The sequence below is a fragment of the Psychrobacillus sp. FSL K6-2836 genome, from assembly GCF_038003085.1.
In the GTDB taxonomy this organism is placed as follows: Bacteria; Bacillota; Bacilli; order Bacillales_A; family Planococcaceae; genus Psychrobacillus.
The window spans coordinates 3,118,568-3,136,025 of record NZ_JBBOOM010000001.1 but is presented as its reverse complement, the minus strand read 5'-3'; the positions used below and the strand labels follow the sequence as shown (position 1 = coordinate 3,136,025).

Here is a 17,458-nt window from a genome sequence, read left to right as displayed (position 1 = left end):
TCTCCTATTTCTAACAACAAGTACTCGGTTAAAATAATCTCCCGTGTTCACCAACTAATAGTTTGTAATCGACTGTTTAAGGGAAAGCACTTACAAAGAGATTAATAGGGGGAAGAAAAATGGCTAAAAAGAAAAGGAAGCCATGGAGCAAAAAGAAGAGAATCGTGATGGGTTCACTAGGAGTATTTGTACTTTTCTATATTGCAGTTATATTATGGCATACATATAAGCCTTTACCAGAAGGCGTTTCCTTTAAAGGGGAAATACATAATACAGATTCAGTTGAGATGATTACTGACTTAACCTTTGCACAGGACAGAAAAGGAACTGGCATGGTACACGAAAACTATATATTTGACGAAGTTTATAACATGATTGAGGAAGCGGAAGATTTTGTCGTAGTAGATTTTTTCTTGGTTGATGGTTTTTACGATGAAAAGGAAGATTTCCCGAAGATTGCAGATACTTTGTCAATTACATTAGCTCAAAAAAAGAGAAATCATCCGGATATGCCTGTTATATTTATCACGGATCCACTGAACAAGGGTTATGGGTCCTTTGAAAGTAAATGGTTTAAGAAAATGAGAGAAGCTGGCGTAGAGATTGTTTACACCGATCTAGACCAATTGCGCGATTCTACCCCTATCTATTCGGGTATTTATCGTACTTTTTTCCAATGGTTTGACTTTGGAGGCGAGGGTTGGATTGCGAATGCGATGGCAAGTGAGGCACCCAAGATGACCGTGGCCTCGTATTTGACATTACTCAATGTGAAAGCAAATCATCGGAAGGCAGTAGTAACGGAGAAAGAAGCGATGGTGACTTCTTCTAACCCTCATGATGCAAGTGGTTTTCATGGAAATGTTGCTTTGAAAGTAACTGGTCCTATCTTAAATGATATTTTAGAATCGGAGGAAGCTGTTTCTTTGTTTTCCGGAGGACCTAAATTACCCCGGGTTGATACGAAAGAATCTGGCGGGCAATATCAAGTTCAGTATTTAACAGAGAAGAAAATCCTAGATGTGTTACTTGCGGACTTAGCAGCAACAAAAAAAGGGGATAAAATTTGGCTCGGTATGTTCTTTGTAGCTAAAAGAGATATTGTCAATGCACTCATAGACGCAGCAAATCGTGGTGTTGAAGTTAATATGATTCTCGATCCAAACGAAAACTCCTTCGGTCAGCAGAAGTCTGGACTTCCGAATCGTCCAGTCGTGCAGGAAATGGTCGAGGACACAAAAGGTAAGTTAAATATACGTTGGTACAATACCGTTATCGGTCAATACCATACAAAAGCAATTTGGATTCAATCAGACGAGCAAACAATTATTTCAAGTGGTTCCTCGAATTATACTGAACGAACATTAGATGATTATAATCTAGAAAATAACTTAAGGGTAATTGCACCAAATGATAGTGAGTTAGTAGTCAAAATGGAAACTTATTTTGAACGACTTTGGAACAATGAAGATGCTATGTACACGGTAGAATTGGAAGAGTTCCAAGACAACTTTACTTGGTGGCAGCGATGGATTTATACATTGCAAAAGTTTATGAAAGTGACTACTTATTAAGTAAACAGAAGTATATCCTGTATATAAAGACGTAAAAAAAACGCTGAGTATATTCAGCGTTTCAGAGGTTCGACTACTGGATATATGAATGAAAAATCTATGGTAGCTTCAAGCTTTTGTACAAGATGATCTTGTGGTACAAGTTCATCAATCGTAATCATCTCTATTTGATCGCGTTCAACGTTTTGATTTTTAGTCATCATATCCATTCACCTCAATGTTTATTTAGAAAGTAGTTGATTGTAGTGTAGGCGGCGACTCCTGCGGGAACAGCCCGAGTCTTGAGACCCCGCAGGAGCTTGCGACGAGGAGGCTTGAGCCGGGCCCGCGGAAAGCGTCCGCCGAAACGAAAATCAACTAACCCTAATTCGAAAAATACTAATTCTATTTTAAAAGAAAAAAGACTGTAGTTAAACTCTAAATTTCTCGAGTTTGTCTACAGTCTGAAACGCTGAGTATATTCAGCGTTTTATTTCTCTTTATGGAAACTAAGCCATTGATAATTTTGTTATCTAATCCTATTATTTTTGAGCTTCTTCTTCACTTTTGTATTCTAAAATGTCTCCAGGCTGACAGTCCAAAGCCTTACAAATTGCCTCTAAAGTTGATAATCGAATTGCTTTCGCTTTTCCGTTTTTCAATATAGAAAGATTAGCCATTGTTATTCCAACTTTCTCAGAGAGTTCCGTAACGCTCATCTTCCTTACAGCTAGCATCACATCAATATTAATTATTATTCCCATTTTATTCACCTCAGACCGTTAAATCATTTTCAGACTTTATATTAATCGCTTCTTGTAAAAGTCTTTGGAGAACGGCTGCAAAGACTGCAATCATAATCGGAGCAAAAACAAAGAGCATTCCAATCAATACTACACCTGGCGCATCGTCTAACTGCGCAAATATAAAGAAGAATGGCATACCAGCCACATATAGACCACTGATTATAATTGCACAATATTTAATAATTTTTAAAGCTTTTACAGACACTTCCGAAAACGCTTTACTCTTATCAATATAACTTAAAAGTTTAAAAGCTTGATACAATGCAGCGAAAAATGGTACCACGGATACATACATAACTATTAAAATGCCGTATAGTACATAAGTGAACTCCGAATTACTTTCAGCTGCCTCTTTAGCTAATAAAGGCAACCCAAATATACATATAGCAAGAACTGGAGTCCCAATAAGAAAAACAGCTATCTTTAAAAAGATTGTTGAACCTTGTTTCATGAAAAGCACCTCACTCATTTGTTGTTAATTTTACTTTAACATACGTTTTATCGATTTACAATAAAACATTGTTGTAATTTAACATACTATTATTGTTAAATAAATTTTGTTCGTTTTTTTAAAAAGAAAAAAAGCATTTCTAATTTACAAGAAATGCTCTAAAACATAAATTATTCAATTTATAACTTGTACAAATCTATCCTCAAATGCGTCTCCACTTAGTTAGTGTTGAAATACTACTGTTAATGAAGTAAGGAAAACTATTAATCCACTATTTCAATCATAGTTCATTTTCACATTGTCTGTCGGGAAACATAATCGCTATAAGCTGATAAAACAGCATTCCAAATGTCATCATTAGTTTGCAATTTACTACGACTTATTTTAATTTTTTTTTTATTAATTCCTCCTCATCCTGTCACACTACCTCAGAGCTTTTTTCAAGTTTCAACAATATGCTTTATATGTAAAGGTAACTCGCTCATTTTCTCCTTCAGAAACTCTGGATATAGATTTATTAATTTTATTTCGTCCAACGTTTTCCAATAATAAGTATGTATTTTCCCGTTCTCATCTACTATAAATTCACTGCCTTTTTTAAGGATTTCCTCATCTATAAGCTCTAGCAAATAAAAAAAGCAAACTTCATGAAATTGCTCATGTAATTTATCTTCTTTGAAAAAGTTTTCATTAACCCAAAGCATCCGGCTTACCTTCACTTCTATTCCGAGTTCTTCTTTTATTTCACGCTTTACGGCATCTTCGCTTTTTTCGTTCATCTTGATCCGACCACCTGGTACATAATAATAAGCTTGGCCTTTGTCTTGCATAACTAGCAGTTTCTCATCGTGTACCACCAATCCTGCAACACGATAATTAAATCTTCCCTCCGTAGTCTTAAACGATATATCCATTAGTAGTTTCCTCCTCGTACCAGCCTTTGCAAACATCTACCCACTCAGCCGCTTTTGCAAAGATAAAAAGTTCTTCACATGAAAGCTCAATTGCACTATTACTGCTCCCACAAGCCGGAAAAACCGTCTCAAAACGTTTTAATGACTCATCTAGATAGACGTTAATATGTGCTGGGATGCCAAATGGACAAACTCCTCCAACTGCATGTCCTACCTGCTCTAATACTTCTTCTGGAGATAGCATTTTTGCTTTTACACCGAATACACTTTTAAATTTTGCATTATCAATTTTTGTATCACCAGCAGCTACTATGAGAATACAGCCATCCTCCATTTTAAACGATAGTGTTTTAGCTATCCTAGCAGATTCCACATTCAATGCCGCAGCCGCTAATTCTACGGTGGCACTAGACGCCTCATATTCTTGTATTTGGTTTTCCATTCCAAACTCTTTAAAATACTCTTTTACTAGTTCAATTGCCATTGCCTAATCCCTCGTTATTCTTTCGTCGTATTTTTCTGACTAATACATCTATTCTACTTGTTTTCATAGAAATTTGCCTAGCCTAAAATAAATTTGCAACTCAACCTTGTCGTCACATAAAAAAAACAAGTAATAGCATCTCCTCCTATTACTTGCTTTATAGTTATACAGTTGGTTGTTTGGATTTCTTTCGCATGGACTGCGGAATATATACGCAGTATGGTTCGCTTTCCATATAATCTCCTGTTACATTGTATGCTCTGGATCTGGATCCTCCGCACACTTTATTGAACTCACAAACTCCACATTTCCCTTTATATTTATCAGGACTGCGAAGGTTTCGGAAAACTTCTGAGTCACGGTAAATTTCTGCTAATGGTGTTTGACGGACATTACCAGCTTTTATCGGAAGTAGTCCACTTGGAAACACATCACCTGTATGCGAGATAAAGACAAAGCCATTTCCGTCATTTACTCCTTTTGGTGCTCGTCCTAAACCATCAATTTTACCGGTATCTCCCATTGTCAATGTATCTTCATAGAGGATATGCTCTTTATCACTCAATCCTTTTTGTTCCCGTAATTTTTGTTGAATAACCACTCGGCGATAATGCTGTGCTGCAGTTGTTTTAATATCAAACGGTACACGTTTGGAAAGATCATACAGCCATCTAAATACTTTTTCATGTTCTGCTGGTGAAATCATGTCTGTTTCTTTCCCACGACCAGTTGGAACTAAGAAGAACACACTCCATAATACACAGTTAAGCTTCTCTACCATTTCTGCTAACTCATCCAAGTATTCATAGTTATATCTCGAAATAACTGTATTAATCTGTAAAGGCATTCCTAATTCATTTAAATATTCGATAGCCTTTATCGTCAAATCAAACGAACCAGTCGTTCCCCTAAAGTGATCATGTACTTCTGCAGAATGCCCATCAATACTAAAAGCCCACCTAGCTAGCCCAATATCTTTTGCCTTTTGCATTGCTTCTTTTGTCACATTTGGAGTAGCAGATGGAGTCATAGATACACGGATACCCTTTTTAATAGCATACTCGGCAATATCAAATACATCTGGTCGTTCCAACGGATCCCCACCTGTAAATACAAGTAAGGGATTTTCCATTTCATAAATATCATCTATTAATTTTTTACCTTCATCAAACGTTAACTCCAATGGATGTCTATGATGCTGAGCCTCTGCACGACAATGCAGACAATGAAGCTGACATGCACGGGTTAACTCCCAAATAACAATAAATGGATTTTTATTATAATCTCGTGAAAACATACTTATTCCCTCCTAATTTGTTTCCTAAAATGACCGTAAGTTAACTTATACTTGGATTTTAACATTTTCACTTTTAATCCGAAGTGATATTATTCACATAAAAAATAGGAAGATATGACAAATAATAAACAAAAAGATCCCGAAATAGCTCTCTCTAGGATCTTTACGTGAAATATTATTTTTTACCGATAGCAACTCGCCAATGATTAGGGCCGTTTTCAATATATTCCCATGTGTATGTGTCTTCACGTTCTATCATAAATTGATAAAGCAATGGTTTTGGATCATGGTCATTTGAAAGTTCTAAAAACTCGCCTGACTGTAAAGCATCAAACGCTTCAAATATTCTAGGATGACGAATTCTTGGTTCAATATCAGGTGCGTTTAGTTTTACTGCAAATTGAATATTACTCATTTTGGTTTCCCTCCATTATTTTTGCTTCTGTTCCTATCATAAGGCTTGCCATTTTAAACTGAAGTGAGAAAAAACACATTGACCCTATGATTTTAATCACATCTCAGGTTCTCCAAAGAAAAACTTTTGATGGTACAATGAAAAGGACAGTCTAAAGAGAAAGGATGAGCTATATGAATGCAGAATCGATACAGGCACTTCTACAACGTTTTTCCTTATTTAAAGATTTGACCAATACAGAAATAGAACCAATACTTGATTTGGCAAAAAATCGATTTTATCGCCAAGGTACTCATATTTTTATGCAAGATGATCCACTAACTAATGTTTATTTTGTTCATCAGGGGCAAATAAAAATATATCGTACGGACATGCAAGGAAAAGAACAAATCATCAATGTTCTTGGGGAGGGTGAAATGTTTCCTCATATGGGATTCTTTCGCAAAGGTACCTACCCCGCTCATGCAGAGGTGTCAGAGGATGCGGTTTTAATATATATACCAATTCAATTGTTCGAGCAATTCCTAAAAACTAATCCAGAAATTTGTGTGAAGATTTTCCGAATACTCGGAGACAAAATCGTAGACCTACAAAATCGGTTGGAAGAGAAAATTTTGCATAATACATACGAGCAAATTATTTTACTATTAATACGCTTAGTAAAAAGTCATGGGAAGAAATACGATGACAATCACTATATCTTCACAACGCAGTTCACAAATCGAGATTTAGCTAATATGATCGGTTCGAGCCGTGAAACAGTTAGCAGAACGCTCACTTCTTTAAAAAAGTCAAAACTAATAAGCGCTGATCCAGCAGGCAATATTATTTTGAATATAGATAAGTTAAAAGATGAATTGTTTTAAAGAGAAAAAAAGGCAACCAAATTAATTGGATGCCTTTTTATTACAATAGAAATTTACATATTAAAAAAATAATACTTTTGAAATTAACAACAATATAATGATTGATGAAATAGATCTGATCCAAATAACTTTTTTACTAACGCCAGCTTTATTTTCCAGATAATTTATATAAGAAAAAGTAAGAATAAATCCAAAGAAAGGTAGCAAATAACCAGAAGTAACTTCAATAGTTTCATAATATTTGATAATAGTTACTGTTAAAAGAATCAGACCTAATGCACCTATACAAGTATGAAAATATAAAGTGAACTTATTGTCCTCCTCCAATTTCTCTCCTCCATCTAATAGCTCAAACTATTTTTTTGTAGCTTTAATAATCATAGTAGTCGGGAATCTTTTTGCTTTGTACAAAGAATAATATCGATCAGATACTTCTTCTGGAACTGATTCATAATTAACTGATACATCACTTTCAATTACAGAGTCTATTGTGAATTCTACTTTTATCAATTCATTAATATATGTACTGAGCTTTCTTTTAGGAATTACCATCGGAGCATCTTCACCTTTGAAGTTAGGATATGTTGTGATCCCTTCCTCCTGATATGAACCATTAAGACTTAGTTGCCCATTTTGACTGGCTATATGAGGATATAACGGATGATCCCAACTAAATACAAAGCTTCCTCCTTGCTTCAAATAGGAATAAATTAATCTAAAGGTAGTAGTCAAATCAGTAGTCCATCCAATAGCATAAATAGAATATACACAGTCAAAATACAATTTCGGTAATCCAATATCAACTTCCATTGGTGAACAGAATAAATGAGTTTCTACATCTTTTAGCGTTTCTTCGGCAGTCTTAATCTGCTTCTCAGAAAGATCAACTCCCCATAGTTCGCTAGCACCCCTGTTCGCCATATACAATAATGAGTGTCCGCTTCCGCAACCAATATCCAGTACTTTCTTGTTTGCTATATCTTTTAATAAGCTTAGTTCTTCTTCAGTTTGCGCAAAGGGACCATAATTAGGCAAAGCATCTACTCCATTAAAATGGTGAGCTACCACATCCCAACTTTGCTTGTTTTGTTTTAAGATTTCAGTAGTCATAATTTCCTCCCTCTCAATTATTTTGCATGTTCTTCATTTAATTTTTTAATAAGATCCATAGCCTGATCAATATGATTAACATCAAATATCTCTACTTTAAGATCGTGCATTTTCTTCACTTCATTAGCTTCCTCTGCGTTCTCACTAGGAATAATCATATACGGGTATGCATGTTCAGCTGCTATCAATACTTTTTCTTTAATCATGCCAATTGCCTTCACATCTCCTGAAGCGCTTAAAGCACCTGTCACCCCAAAAGTTAAATCATTTTCTAGTTTTCCTTCTCCAATCAAACCTGACAGTGCTAATCCAAGTCCCACACTATCACCAGAAATATCATTTCTATTTAAAACGTCATCGATACTATCCGTTTTAGCCACAAGATAACTAGTTACATTATCTCTCATAATAGTGAAATCATCTTTTTGAATTTTTAACCATCGAAGGATCTCACTATTTTTACTGTGGTAACGAATTTTATTGGTAACTTTATGTAAGTCTATGATGTCTAAGTTATCTTGTTGTAGTCCTTCCATGATAAGATCCTTATCTTCTAGGTATCCAATTTCAAAAGTAGTTACAAGCATTAAATGGATTCCTGAATTGTCGAAGGCTTCTATCGGTTCAGCATGACAACTAGCTGTATATGTATTAGATTCGTACCATAATAGTGGAGTTTCAAAGCACAATATCCCCCCCAGGATTAGTACAATCCAGCTTAACTTTCGTACCCTTTTTCTATCATTTCGATATACAATTAAAGGAATTAAGATTATTGCAAATGCAACTAGCATTACTCCTATAAAAACAAAACCATTTATGAGATCATTATTATAGGCAGCTAACAAAATAGAATAAAAAATAATGAGGGCAATAACCATAAATAGAAAAGGTAAATTTCTCTTTACTACATTCAAACTCGCATCTCCTTTCGTCATTACAGGAACAAGAAATATTATGCTCCCATAACTACTTCGACATCAAATCATTAAACCCTTCATATTCCTTTATCTACTAAATTGAGAAATAAATGCTCCTGAATGTTCAGTTCATAGGAATGTACTTTCAGGTCATACTTGGCATTTTTAAATCATTCAGCCTATATCAATTTTTTCTTTATCTACTCTATTAAAACAAAAATAACTTATAACATCCTCACCATTCATGACAACAAATATGGACTCCCCTCTGCTTTTACTAGTTCATTTCTTTTATTACATTCTACTAAGACCATCTAATACCTTCCTTAATAATAAAATATATACTCGCAGAATTAGGCTTTTTGCATAAAGTGATGTACGTCACTACGTTTGTAATTGAAAACGATTATCATATAGATAACAATAAAAAGGTGGGATACTTATGTATTTGCAAACGATTGTAGAGTTAGACGTTAGAGAGGATTTATTACTAAAAAAAGAGCCTTTTGACAAGATCATGGGAGCAATTAAACAGTTGGAGCCCGGTCAAGCTTTAGTACTACATGCACCATTCAACCCGTTACCATTGCACAAGCTATTAAGTAAAAAAGGATTCATTTACGAAGTGATTAAGTTAGAGAAAAAACATTGGCAGGTTACTTATATACAGAAAGAAGTGGAGAACAGTGATTCTTGATAATCGCGGGTTAGAACCTCCACATCCAATGATGCGCACATTAACAAAGCTAGAAAACATGGATGCTGGTGAAACAATTACCATTATAAACGACCGTAGACCCATGTTTTTATACGAAGAGTTAAATGGGCTTGGTTATTTGCATAATACCGAAGCTCTTGAAGATGGTAGCTTTAAAATTACAATTACAAAGTCTGGTGAGTAATTTGAATTCTACAAGTTTAAAATCCGACACAAATATTAAACTTCCATTAGCGTTTATCTTATATGCGTTAATAGCTTTTGTTGTAGCACAGGGTGTTCTTTTACTGAATAGTGATTTGTTAGTATCAAGTCAATTTCGACTTCCAAGTTTGTGGATGGGCGCACATTTCCTATTGCTCGGCTTTGCAGTAATGATAGCTATGGGGGCAATGTATCAGTTAGTTCCCGTTGCATTTTTAACCCCAATTTGGAATCAAAAATTGGGATATCTCCAATTTATAATTACAGTTGTTGGAATAACTAGCCTTACCCTCCTTCTTGGATTTCAGCCTAGCCACGCATTTTATGGAGGGATTCTGACAATCATTGGCATTACCTTATTCATCTTCCAAATGGCAATGACTATAGGTAAACAGAAAAAGCGAAATATGATTTCACTTTTTGTTATTGCGGCTATTTCGAGTTTTGCACTCACTATCTTGGCAGGGTTTTTACTAGCTTGGAATATTGCTTACGGAGGAATAGAAAGTCACAATACAATTCTCTATTCCCATATAACGTTAGGTGTAGCTGGATGGTTTACACTTTTAATATTCGGTTTTTCTTATAAATTAGTGCCTATGTTCAGCCTATCACATGGGTTTTCATTGAAATGGACCAGCCTTTCCTTCTCAACTTATGTATTCGGATTACTTATACTCATCGTTTCCTTTTGGGTTGAGTTTGCTGCACTAACTAAAATTGGTTGGCTATTTCTTTTTGTAGGGTTTTGCTTTTTTGTATTAGATATGAGAGAAATTCTACATAAAAGCTTAAAGAAAAAACTAGATAAGCCTTTTGTGTTTTCGATTATTGCGATAGGGAACGGTTTAGTAACACATTTTCTTGCTTTAATACTCAGTCTGATAGGAATAAACGATCCGTCTATTTGGAGCTGGCTAATATTTCTATACGTAATGAGCTGGATTATATTTAGTATTTTAGGATATTTGTATAAAATTGTACCGTTTCTTTGGTGGACACATAAATACGCAGATAAAATCGGTAAAGAAAAAGTTCCGACAATGAAGGATATGATTGACGAAAAGATGAGCGTCGTATTATTTAGTTTGTTTGTAGTTAGTATTAGCGGATTGACTGCCGGAGCATTATTACAAATCAGTTTAGTCGTTTTGACTTTCCAAGTGTTACTGACTGCAACATCCTTTTTCTATGCAATTTCCATCATTCGTATTCTATTTAAATAGTAAGGAAGGGAGTTCTTAGTATGTCTTATGAGGAAATAGTAGAACAATCATTATATGATGTAGTCGATCCAGAATTAGGGATTAATATTGTGGATTTAGGGCTAGTTTACGAAGTAAGTTCTGATGAAAATAACAATGTGATAATTACTATGACGCTCACTACCCCTGGTTGTCCAATGCATGACAGTATTACCAATGGGGTTAAGCACCGAGTTAGTCATCTAGAGGATATTGGAGAAGTTGAAGTAAATCTTGTTTGGGAGCCAGAATGGAGTCCAACTAATATGAGTGACCGAGCGAAGGAGCTGTTGTAAAGGTAGTTTGATAAGACTTGTTCTTGATGAGCAAGTCTTTTTTTGTGCTTGAATAAAATGAATTAAAGTGGATGAATCGCAAGTCCATACGGAAGCACAACAGGGTTCTTAGACGCTAGGCTCTCTCGTACCTTGATCTCTCTCGTAAAGCTCATAATCTCTCTCACATAAACCCTAATGCCTCTCGTATACGATTGGCTCTCTCGTATAAACCCCGATGTCTCTCGTATGCGATTGGCTCTCTCGTAAAGCTCATAATCTCTCTCGCATAAACCCTAATGCCTCTCGTATGCGATTAGCTCTCTCGTAAAGCCCATAATCTCTCTCGCATAAAGCCCGATGTCTTTCGTATACGATTAGCTCTCTCGTAAAGCCCATGATCTCTCTCGCATAAACCCCGATGTCTCTCGTATGCGATTAGCTCTCTCGTAAAGCCCATAATCTCTCTCGCATAAGCCCCGATCTCTCTCGTATACGATTAGCTCTCTCGTAAAACCCTTGATCTCTCTCGCAAAGCTCATAATCTCTCTCGCATAAACCCCGATGTCTCTCGTATGCGGTTAGCTCTCTCGTAAAGCCCATAATCTCTCTCGCATAACGCCCGATGTCTTTCGTATACGATTAGCTCTCTCGTAAAGCCCATGATCTCTCTCGCATAAACCCCGATGTCTCTCGTATGCGATTAGCTCTCTCGTAAAGCCCATAATCTCTCTCGCATAAGCCCCGATCTCTCTCGGATAGCTCACAAGCTCTCTCGAATACCAATACAATATAAAAAGTGGACAATTCGATAAACAAATCGTCCACGTTTTTATTCATAATCTAAAGGGTCAATTATTAGAGTTGAGATGAAGTAAATCATAATACTGACTGCAAAAAATACAAAACCCCAGCCTAGTGTCTTTTGTTCGATGATTAAATAATTATTGCATAGCTGAACGGGTGATGCGATGTATAACCATGCCATGACTCCGAAAATTACACTTACCAAAACATACATAATATTTTTTCCTATATTGCTTAGTTTTCCCCAGCTATCTCGCAATGGAACTCCAGCAAAAAATGGTAAGCTTATAAATTTAAATAGCTCGACTGCGGGTATCGACAGTGCTTCATCCATTGTTCTCGGAAGCAGCCAGTATCCGAGTATCACCATAAACAATAGAATACCCGGTACACCATTGCTATTCCATTTTTCAAATAATCTACGAAATCGTGTTTGAAAAAATGGAGCCATCAGTACACCAACGACAACAAGCAACGTCATCTGCATATGCATATGAATAGCCATAACTGATTCTGCTAAATTGGCAACAGGCGGTAGCATTAAGAAAATATATAGGACTAGTCCGTATTTCAAGCTACTCCCCCACTTTCGAATCGAGAATGGAATTTACTTTATTCGCTGCAATTTCGACTTTTTCATAGTCCATAACTTCTATTAAAATACCATTTGGATCTACTAAATAGAATGCCGAATTATGCTGGAAGTTGCCATTTTCATCAGGGATAACAGTCACTCCAAATTCTTTCAGTAATCCTTCTAACTCTCGTTGGTCTGAGATTCTCGCCATTCTCCATGTTTCACCATCGCTATCAAAATAATAGCGATACTTCTCAAGAGTTGCCGGATCATCATTCTTTGGATCAAAGCTAATACTTAAAAAGACGATATCCTTACCTATATACTTGGGTTGAATTTGCTTATAAACCTCAGCTAAATTGAATTCTAATTGTGGACAAACGTCCGAGCAGGCAGTATATATAAATGTCAGCATCACATATTTTCCCTCGAACTCTGAAAAGGAATAGACTCTTTCTTTACTATCCTCTAGTGTGACTCCAGGAAAAACTGGGTTTTCCTCCATTAATTTATTCACCCGAGCAGTTTCCACTGTATATGCAGTAAATCCGTCTGTTCCGATATAAAATAAAATTGCTCCGAATAATAGGACAACAAGGATTGCTATTGAATTGTATTGTTTGTTCTTCATAACAATCACAACCTCATGTTTTATTAAAGAAAAAGATAGCCTTCAAAGACTATCTCCACTTCTTTTTACCAAGTTCTAAATGGTGGTGAGCCTGGTGGTGCGTTTACGATCATATCGACAACTGGTATTACGTATGCCATGGAAACTATTAAAATCATTAGGACAATCCATAATGTCCAACGTTCTGTCCATTTCGGTGTTGGCGCAGCATTTTCCTCTGGCTCCGCGATTTGGAATTCCGTTTGTCCTTTTGGTGCAAAGAACATTAGATTGAATGCGATGTAGACCATTAGCACGACACCAACCATTAACAATGTACCACCAACTGCTAGCAGCAACAGGTAAGGATCCCATCCTAATGCTGTCGCATTATCTCCATAAGTTGTATAAGAAGTTCTTCTTGGAGAACCAAATAGGCCAACATAGTGCATAGCCCCAGACATTAGTGCCATACCCATTGTCCAAACTAATGTTTGAATAATCCCTAATTTATTTATTCGAGGAGTTAGAATACGTCCGGTTAAATGAGGTATCAACCAGTAAGCAACTCCAAAGAATGATAATACAACTGTAACGCCTAGAGTTAAGTGGAAGTGACCTACAACCCACATTGAATTGTGTACAACGGTGTTCAGTTGGTTATTTGTTTGTGCGATACCCCCTGCCCCAGCAGGTATAAAAGCGATCATCGCAATCATTGGCGCTAGGAATCGAACATCGCCCCATGGTAATTTTTTTATCCAACCTAACAGACCTTTCGCGCCTTTCTTTCTACCTGAACGTTCAAATATCGCAAACATTGCAAATGCTGTCATTAAGGAAGGAAATCCGATAGATAGACTCATAAATACATGCATGAATTTAATACCTTCTGTGATTCCTGGATCGACAATTTGATGATGGAATCCACCAGTAATATTTAAAACTACTAATAGTATTACAACCAGTCGAGTAAGCGTGTCACTCCATTGTCTTCCGCCGATAATTTTCGGTACAGCAATATACCAAGTAGATACAGCAGTAAGGTACCAAATGTTTACTAATGTATGTCCAAAGCTCCAGAATAGCGTACGACTTAACAGCACATTAATCGTATCCGTCCAACCAAACGCCCAAGGAATAATCATTAAAACTTCAATTGTTACACCGATACTACCGAAGAACAAAAGTACAAATACGCCAACTGCAAAGAATGCAAGCAAAGGAATATGCTGTCCTTTATGGTTCTTTCTCCAGTTCGCTACATTTATGAATGCACCAAATGCGCATAGCCAAATACCTACTACTAGAAATACTAATCCTACATAAAACCAACCAGATGCTGCCATTGGTGGATAAAACGTATACATGACAGATGCATCACCCATAATAATAGTTGTTGCAACAAACACAACCCCGACTACCATTGATCCAAAGCCAATCCATCCAAGTTTTCTAACCTTCGGAAGTAGCCCTCCTAATGTATGAGATAATGCAGCATAAAAATATCCAACCGTAAATGTTGTACTAAATACAAGAACTAAAAGTACCCCATGACCTGACAATACTTGATAGTAATTTAACCAGGCCGGCAGTTCTAATATTCCAGCGCGATTAAGACCTTGAAGCAATCCTAAAACTCCTCCGATAAAAAACGCGATAAATGCTACTATAAAAAGCGCTAGAGAAAATCGTGCATCTAGAGGATTAGCTCCTAACACGTTATTTACTTTTTGTTTCATTGTTTTCTTTGCTACTGCTTCCATGATGATCCTCCTTCCCCTATTTAACAGTAATCGTAGTACTCATCATCTGATGTCCAGCTCCACAATACTCGTTACATAAAACTAAGTATTCTCCGGGTTCATCGAACTTTTGAGTTACTCTTTGTATATGTCCTGGTGTAACCATTGCATTTAAATTAGTATTTGCTACTTGGAAGCCATGAACAACATCTTTAGATGTCATGATAAAAGTTACTTCTGCTCCTGCTGGGACTTCAATATCCATAGGTGTGAATGAGAATATTTGTAGAGTCATGATGACCTCGTATTCATTGTCTCCCGTTTTATAAACACCTGGTTTATCAAAAGGCGCTGTTTCATCAACCTTTTGCGGATCAATTGTCTCCAGTCCACTAGGTGTCCCCATATCCAAAGCAAAAGCCTGATATCCCGTGATTGCCATCGAAATAACTAAAATGGCTACGCCAATTATTAGCCAAATTTCTTCTGCACGATGCATTTTCATCCTTTTTCTCCTCCTATCAAACTCGATCTATATATAAAACTAGTAGTAGAACAATACATAAAATAATCGGTACCCCTACAAAGACGAGAGAGGCAAATAATGCTCCACTATAAGATTCCCCATGTTTTTTCACTTTTATTTCTTTATTGATTCCCATCTGTTTCGCCCTCCTTGAATTTCTTCTTACTCCTATTCTAGTAATAAAACACATACTAAAAAGTGTTCTAAATCACTTGTAGCTGTGATTTTGAACACGATGGTAATTTTGAGATAGACCATAAAAATGTGGAATTAGCCTTTAAACTGCTGTTATCCGCCAAAAAATCACGGCATCGCCCATAAAGTCACCAATATAGCCCTTAAAACTATTACCACTGCACATAAAATCACAAAATAGCCCATAGTCTAAACGTCTATACACTTGCAACAAAAAAAGCACTCAAGTTACTGTTTCTAAACAGTAACTTGAGTGCTTTTCCATCATTATGGCATATATTTCTCTTCAACTTTCACTATTACATCATCTTCAACTGTCACATAATAAGGTCCTTTGACACCAAGTAAGTAGGTGATAAATTCCTTCTCATCCACTACTCTAGGCTCCGAGGGATTCTCTTGATTAACAAGTAAGAACTCTGCATCCTCGGCTACTTTCATACTAGATTCTTCTTTTGTTTCATTATACATCACAAAGCCAGTAGGTAAGTCCTTCTCCACGTCCAGCCCTAACTCCTTAATTCTATCTTTGTCCGATTCCTCTATCCATTCAACCTCATCCAAAACAAGATTTCTGGTAGAAAGTTCATAATTCTTTATGATCGCTAATTGTTTACCTGGCGTATCTGTTTCTTTTGGTGTTTCCTCTTCCGAACAGGCTCCTAGCAAAATAATACCTAACATTACTAGAACAACCATGCTCCAACCAGACTTTTTAAATAAGTTCATATCATTAACTCTCTCCTTTATGAATTAGACCCTTTTGTAAATTAACAACTTTCATTCCTTTACACCATATATACAGAGATCCTGAAGCAATTCGTCCGACCACCCCGGAACATATACATAAAAAAAGTAGAGCACCAGTATATTGGTTAGCTCTACCCCTATATGAAAAATATTAAATTTCCATATCCCAGCGTTCTTGTTGAGCTTGTTTAGCTTGTTTTTCAGTTTCTTGTGGATACATAGTACGAAACTTATGATGGTCAGCTGGTATGATTTCAATCATTTTTTCAATCATATCTTTGGGATCGAATTGGTTTTTTAACTGCTCTTCTTGTTTTTGCATATCTTCCTTGTTGGTGAAATTGCTTTCTTCATTATACCATTTATATTTTTCCTCCGCACTTCTATCATTAAATCCTGTTTTATATGGTCCAGGATTAACCGTTGCCACTTGTACTCCAAACACTTTTAACTCTTTTTCAAGAGTCTTGGCAATTCCTTCAATTGCATGCTTTGTGGCAGTATATGGACCCACATAAGGTGTTGCAGATACGCCTGCAATAGAACTCATAAATACTATCTTTCCACTACCATTACTCACGAATTTCTTAGTAGCAATCTGCACCGTTTCTAAAGTAGCGAAAACATTTACTTCAAACAATGCACGAATCCGATCCATTGGTACCTCTCCTAGTGGACCTCCTTCATTGATAGCGGCATTAGCAACAAAAATATCAAAATCATAATCTTCCATTTGAGCACGGTCTCGTTCATTTGTAATGTCCATCTTAAATATTTCCATATCTAAACCTAACTCGTTGGCCTCTCGTAACAGATCGGTTTTCTGAGCGGTATTTTCTGTCGTAGCGATTAAACGATGCCCCTTCTTAGCAAGTCCAATTGCAGCACCTCTTCCAAGTCCACTACCCGCACCTGTGATAAAAATAGTTTTACTCATAATCATTCCTCCTACAAAGTGTCATCTATTTTCTGTTCCCTACCAGAAATATAT

At 36.3% G+C, this 17,458-nt stretch carries 22 protein-coding genes and 1 pseudogene; 6 read left to right on the top strand and 17 right to left on the bottom strand.

The window, feature by feature from the left end:
- Positions 1-119 precede the first annotated feature (119 nt).
- On the top strand, positions 120-1,574 hold the full coding sequence (locus MKY37_RS14930; RefSeq protein ID WP_340778387.1) for a phospholipase D family protein: 1,455 nt from the start codon (positions 120-122) through the stop codon (positions 1,572-1,574).
- Between the two features lie 62 nt (positions 1,575-1,636).
- On the opposite strand, the pseudogene MKY37_RS14925 reads toward MKY37_RS14930, so the two are convergent.
- The 7 genes and pseudogenes from MKY37_RS14925 to MKY37_RS14895 all read right to left on the bottom strand — a co-directional run.
- Positions 1,637-1,777: pseudogene (locus tag MKY37_RS14925) on the bottom strand (IS5/IS1182 family transposase); the annotation flags it as partial.
- A gap of 318 nt (positions 1,778-2,095) precedes the next feature.
- Positions 2,096-2,317 carry a helix-turn-helix domain-containing protein gene (locus tag MKY37_RS14920; RefSeq protein WP_340778384.1) on the bottom strand — a complete coding sequence of 74 codons (222 nt, stop codon included), beginning with the start codon at positions 2,315-2,317 and terminating at the stop codon, positions 2,096-2,098.
- A 10-nt stretch (positions 2,318-2,327) separates the two neighbouring features.
- Positions 2,328-2,810, bottom strand: coding sequence for a DUF2975 domain-containing protein (locus tag MKY37_RS14915; RefSeq protein ID WP_340778382.1), 483 nt, complete (start codon positions 2,808-2,810; stop codon positions 2,328-2,330).
- Positions 2,811-3,250: 440 nt separating this feature from the next.
- The gene (locus MKY37_RS14910; protein WP_340778380.1) at positions 3,251-3,724 is read right to left on the bottom strand and encodes an NUDIX hydrolase; all 474 of its coding nucleotides are present in this window, start codon (positions 3,722-3,724) and stop codon (positions 3,251-3,253) included.
- Positions 3,708-4,208, bottom strand: a complete 501-nt coding sequence (locus MKY37_RS14905) for a YbaK/EbsC family protein (protein ID WP_340778378.1) — start codon at positions 4,206-4,208, stop codon at positions 3,708-3,710. Before MKY37_RS14905 ends, MKY37_RS14910 begins: the two co-directional genes overlap by 17 nt.
- A 163-nt stretch (positions 4,209-4,371) precedes the next feature.
- Positions 4,372-5,505, bottom strand: a complete 1,134-nt coding sequence (locus tag MKY37_RS14900; RefSeq protein WP_340778376.1) for a TIGR04053 family radical SAM/SPASM domain-containing protein — start codon at positions 5,503-5,505, stop codon at positions 4,372-4,374.
- Positions 5,506-5,680: 175 nt separating this feature from the next.
- Positions 5,681-5,920: a DUF2249 domain-containing protein gene (locus MKY37_RS14895; RefSeq protein WP_340778375.1), complete on the bottom strand. Its 240-nt coding sequence runs from the start codon at positions 5,918-5,920 to the stop codon at positions 5,681-5,683.
- Positions 5,921-6,093: 173 nt separating this feature from the next.
- Here MKY37_RS14895 and MKY37_RS14890 point away from each other — a divergent pair, with 173 nt between their 5' ends.
- A complete protein-coding gene (locus MKY37_RS14890; RefSeq protein ID WP_340778373.1) occupies positions 6,094-6,786 on the top strand; it encodes a Crp/Fnr family transcriptional regulator in 693 nt (230 codons plus the stop codon).
- A 60-nt stretch (positions 6,787-6,846) separates the two neighbouring features.
- On the opposite strand, the gene MKY37_RS14885 is transcribed toward MKY37_RS14890, so the two are convergent.
- Genes MKY37_RS14885 through MKY37_RS14875 form a run of 3 tightly spaced genes read right to left on the bottom strand, consistent with a single transcriptional unit; the run spans position 6,847 to position 8,813 of the window.
- Entirely contained in the window at positions 6,847-7,113 is a 267-nt protein-coding gene (locus tag MKY37_RS14885; RefSeq protein ID WP_340778371.1) for a hypothetical protein, read from the bottom strand.
- Between the two features lie 27 nt (positions 7,114-7,140).
- Positions 7,141-7,896 carry a methyltransferase domain-containing protein gene (locus MKY37_RS14880; RefSeq protein WP_340778368.1) on the bottom strand — a complete coding sequence of 252 codons (756 nt, stop codon included), beginning with the start codon at positions 7,894-7,896 and terminating at the stop codon, positions 7,141-7,143.
- A gap of 17 nt (positions 7,897-7,913) precedes the next feature.
- Positions 7,914-8,813, bottom strand: coding sequence for a S16 family serine protease (locus MKY37_RS14875; protein WP_340778366.1), 900 nt, complete (start codon positions 8,811-8,813; stop codon positions 7,914-7,916).
- 445 nt (positions 8,814-9,258) lie between these two features.
- Here MKY37_RS14875 and MKY37_RS14870 point away from each other — a divergent pair, with 445 nt between their 5' ends.
- From MKY37_RS14870 to MKY37_RS14855, 4 genes are read left to right on the top strand one after another with little or no spacing between them, the layout of a single operon-like run.
- The gene (locus tag MKY37_RS14870; RefSeq protein WP_340778364.1) at positions 9,259-9,513 is read left to right on the top strand and encodes a DUF2249 domain-containing protein; all 255 of its coding nucleotides are present in this window, start codon (positions 9,259-9,261) and stop codon (positions 9,511-9,513) included.
- Positions 9,503-9,718 (top strand): DUF2249 domain-containing protein, encoded by a 216-nt coding sequence (locus MKY37_RS14865; RefSeq protein WP_340778363.1) that lies wholly within the window; start codon positions 9,503-9,505, stop codon positions 9,716-9,718. The genes MKY37_RS14870 and MKY37_RS14865 overlap by 11 nt, the downstream gene beginning before the upstream one ends.
- A 1-nt stretch (position 9,719) precedes the next feature.
- Positions 9,720-10,964 (top strand): hypothetical protein, encoded by a 1,245-nt coding sequence (locus tag MKY37_RS14860; protein WP_340778361.1) that lies wholly within the window; start codon positions 9,720-9,722, stop codon positions 10,962-10,964.
- Between the two features lie 20 nt (positions 10,965-10,984).
- The gene (locus MKY37_RS14855; protein WP_340778359.1) at positions 10,985-11,278 is read left to right on the top strand and encodes a metal-sulfur cluster assembly factor; all 294 of its coding nucleotides are present in this window, start codon (positions 10,985-10,987) and stop codon (positions 11,276-11,278) included.
- Between the two features lie 811 nt (positions 11,279-12,089).
- On the opposite strand, the gene MKY37_RS14850 is transcribed toward MKY37_RS14855, so the two are convergent.
- The 7 genes from MKY37_RS14850 to MKY37_RS14820 form a co-directional block, all read right to left on the bottom strand.
- Positions 12,090-12,638, bottom strand: coding sequence for a hypothetical protein (locus MKY37_RS14850; protein ID WP_340778358.1), 549 nt, complete (start codon positions 12,636-12,638; stop codon positions 12,090-12,092).
- A gap of 1 nt (position 12,639) precedes the next feature.
- On the bottom strand, positions 12,640-13,272 hold the full coding sequence (locus tag MKY37_RS14845) for an SCO family protein (protein ID WP_340778356.1): 633 nt from the start codon (positions 13,270-13,272) through the stop codon (positions 12,640-12,642).
- 65 nt (positions 13,273-13,337) lie between these two features.
- Complete coding sequence (locus tag MKY37_RS14840) at positions 13,338-15,017, bottom strand: cbb3-type cytochrome c oxidase subunit I (RefSeq protein ID WP_340778354.1); 1,680 nt, start codon at positions 15,015-15,017, stop codon at positions 13,338-13,340.
- Between the two features lie 16 nt (positions 15,018-15,033).
- Complete coding sequence (locus MKY37_RS14835; protein WP_340778353.1) at positions 15,034-15,501, bottom strand: cytochrome c oxidase subunit II; 468 nt, start codon at positions 15,499-15,501, stop codon at positions 15,034-15,036.
- A gap of 16 nt (positions 15,502-15,517) precedes the next feature.
- Positions 15,518-15,658, bottom strand: a complete 141-nt coding sequence (locus MKY37_RS14830; RefSeq protein WP_340778351.1) for a hypothetical protein — start codon at positions 15,656-15,658, stop codon at positions 15,518-15,520.
- A gap of 326 nt (positions 15,659-15,984) precedes the next feature.
- On the bottom strand, positions 15,985-16,446 hold the full coding sequence (locus MKY37_RS14825; protein WP_340778349.1) for a hypothetical protein: 462 nt from the start codon (positions 16,444-16,446) through the stop codon (positions 15,985-15,987).
- 172 nt (positions 16,447-16,618) lie between these two features.
- On the bottom strand, positions 16,619-17,404 hold the full coding sequence (locus MKY37_RS14820; protein WP_340778348.1) for an SDR family oxidoreductase: 786 nt from the start codon (positions 17,402-17,404) through the stop codon (positions 16,619-16,621).
- Positions 17,405-17,458 lie beyond the last annotated feature (54 nt).

Bases quoted from the DNA above. Each gene is read 5' to 3' on its own strand.
- MKY37_RS14930 (WP_340778387.1), top strand. From the start codon at position 120: ATGGCTAAAAAGAAAAGGAAGCCATGGAGCAAAAAGAAGAGAATCGTG.
- MKY37_RS14920 (WP_340778384.1), bottom strand. From the start codon at position 2,317: ATGGGAATAATAATTAATATTGATGTGATGCTAGCTGTAAGGAAGATG.
- MKY37_RS14915 (WP_340778382.1), bottom strand. From the start codon at position 2,810: ATGAAACAAGGTTCAACAATCTTTTTAAAGATAGCTGTTTTTCTTATT.
- MKY37_RS14910 (WP_340778380.1), bottom strand. From the start codon at position 3,724: ATGGATATATCGTTTAAGACTACGGAGGGAAGATTTAATTATCGTGTT.
- MKY37_RS14905 (WP_340778378.1), bottom strand. From the start codon at position 4,208: ATGGCAATTGAACTAGTAAAAGAGTATTTTAAAGAGTTTGGAATGGAA.
- MKY37_RS14900 (WP_340778376.1), bottom strand. From the start codon at position 5,505: ATGTTTTCACGAGATTATAATAAAAATCCATTTATTGTTATTTGGGAG.
- MKY37_RS14895 (WP_340778375.1), bottom strand. From the start codon at position 5,920: ATGAGTAATATTCAATTTGCAGTAAAACTAAACGCACCTGATATTGAA.
- MKY37_RS14890 (WP_340778373.1), top strand. From the start codon at position 6,094: ATGAATGCAGAATCGATACAGGCACTTCTACAACGTTTTTCCTTATTT.
- MKY37_RS14880 (WP_340778368.1), bottom strand. From the start codon at position 7,896: ATGACTACTGAAATCTTAAAACAAAACAAGCAAAGTTGGGATGTGGTA.
- MKY37_RS14870 (WP_340778364.1), top strand. From the start codon at position 9,259: ATGTATTTGCAAACGATTGTAGAGTTAGACGTTAGAGAGGATTTATTA.
- MKY37_RS14855 (WP_340778359.1), top strand. From the start codon at position 10,985: ATGTCTTATGAGGAAATAGTAGAACAATCATTATATGATGTAGTCGAT.
- MKY37_RS14845 (WP_340778356.1), bottom strand. From the start codon at position 13,272: ATGAAGAACAAACAATACAATTCAATAGCAATCCTTGTTGTCCTATTA.
- MKY37_RS14840 (WP_340778354.1), bottom strand. From the start codon at position 15,017: ATGGAAGCAGTAGCAAAGAAAACAATGAAACAAAAAGTAAATAACGTG.
- MKY37_RS14835 (WP_340778353.1), bottom strand. From the start codon at position 15,501: ATGAAAATGCATCGTGCAGAAGAAATTTGGCTAATAATTGGCGTAGCC.
- MKY37_RS14830 (WP_340778351.1), bottom strand. From the start codon at position 15,658: ATGGGAATCAATAAAGAAATAAAAGTGAAAAAACATGGGGAATCTTAT.
- MKY37_RS14825 (WP_340778349.1), bottom strand. From the start codon at position 16,446: ATGAACTTATTTAAAAAGTCTGGTTGGAGCATGGTTGTTCTAGTAATG.
- MKY37_RS14820 (WP_340778348.1), bottom strand. From the start codon at position 17,404: ATGAGTAAAACTATTTTTATCACAGGTGCGGGTAGTGGACTTGGAAGA.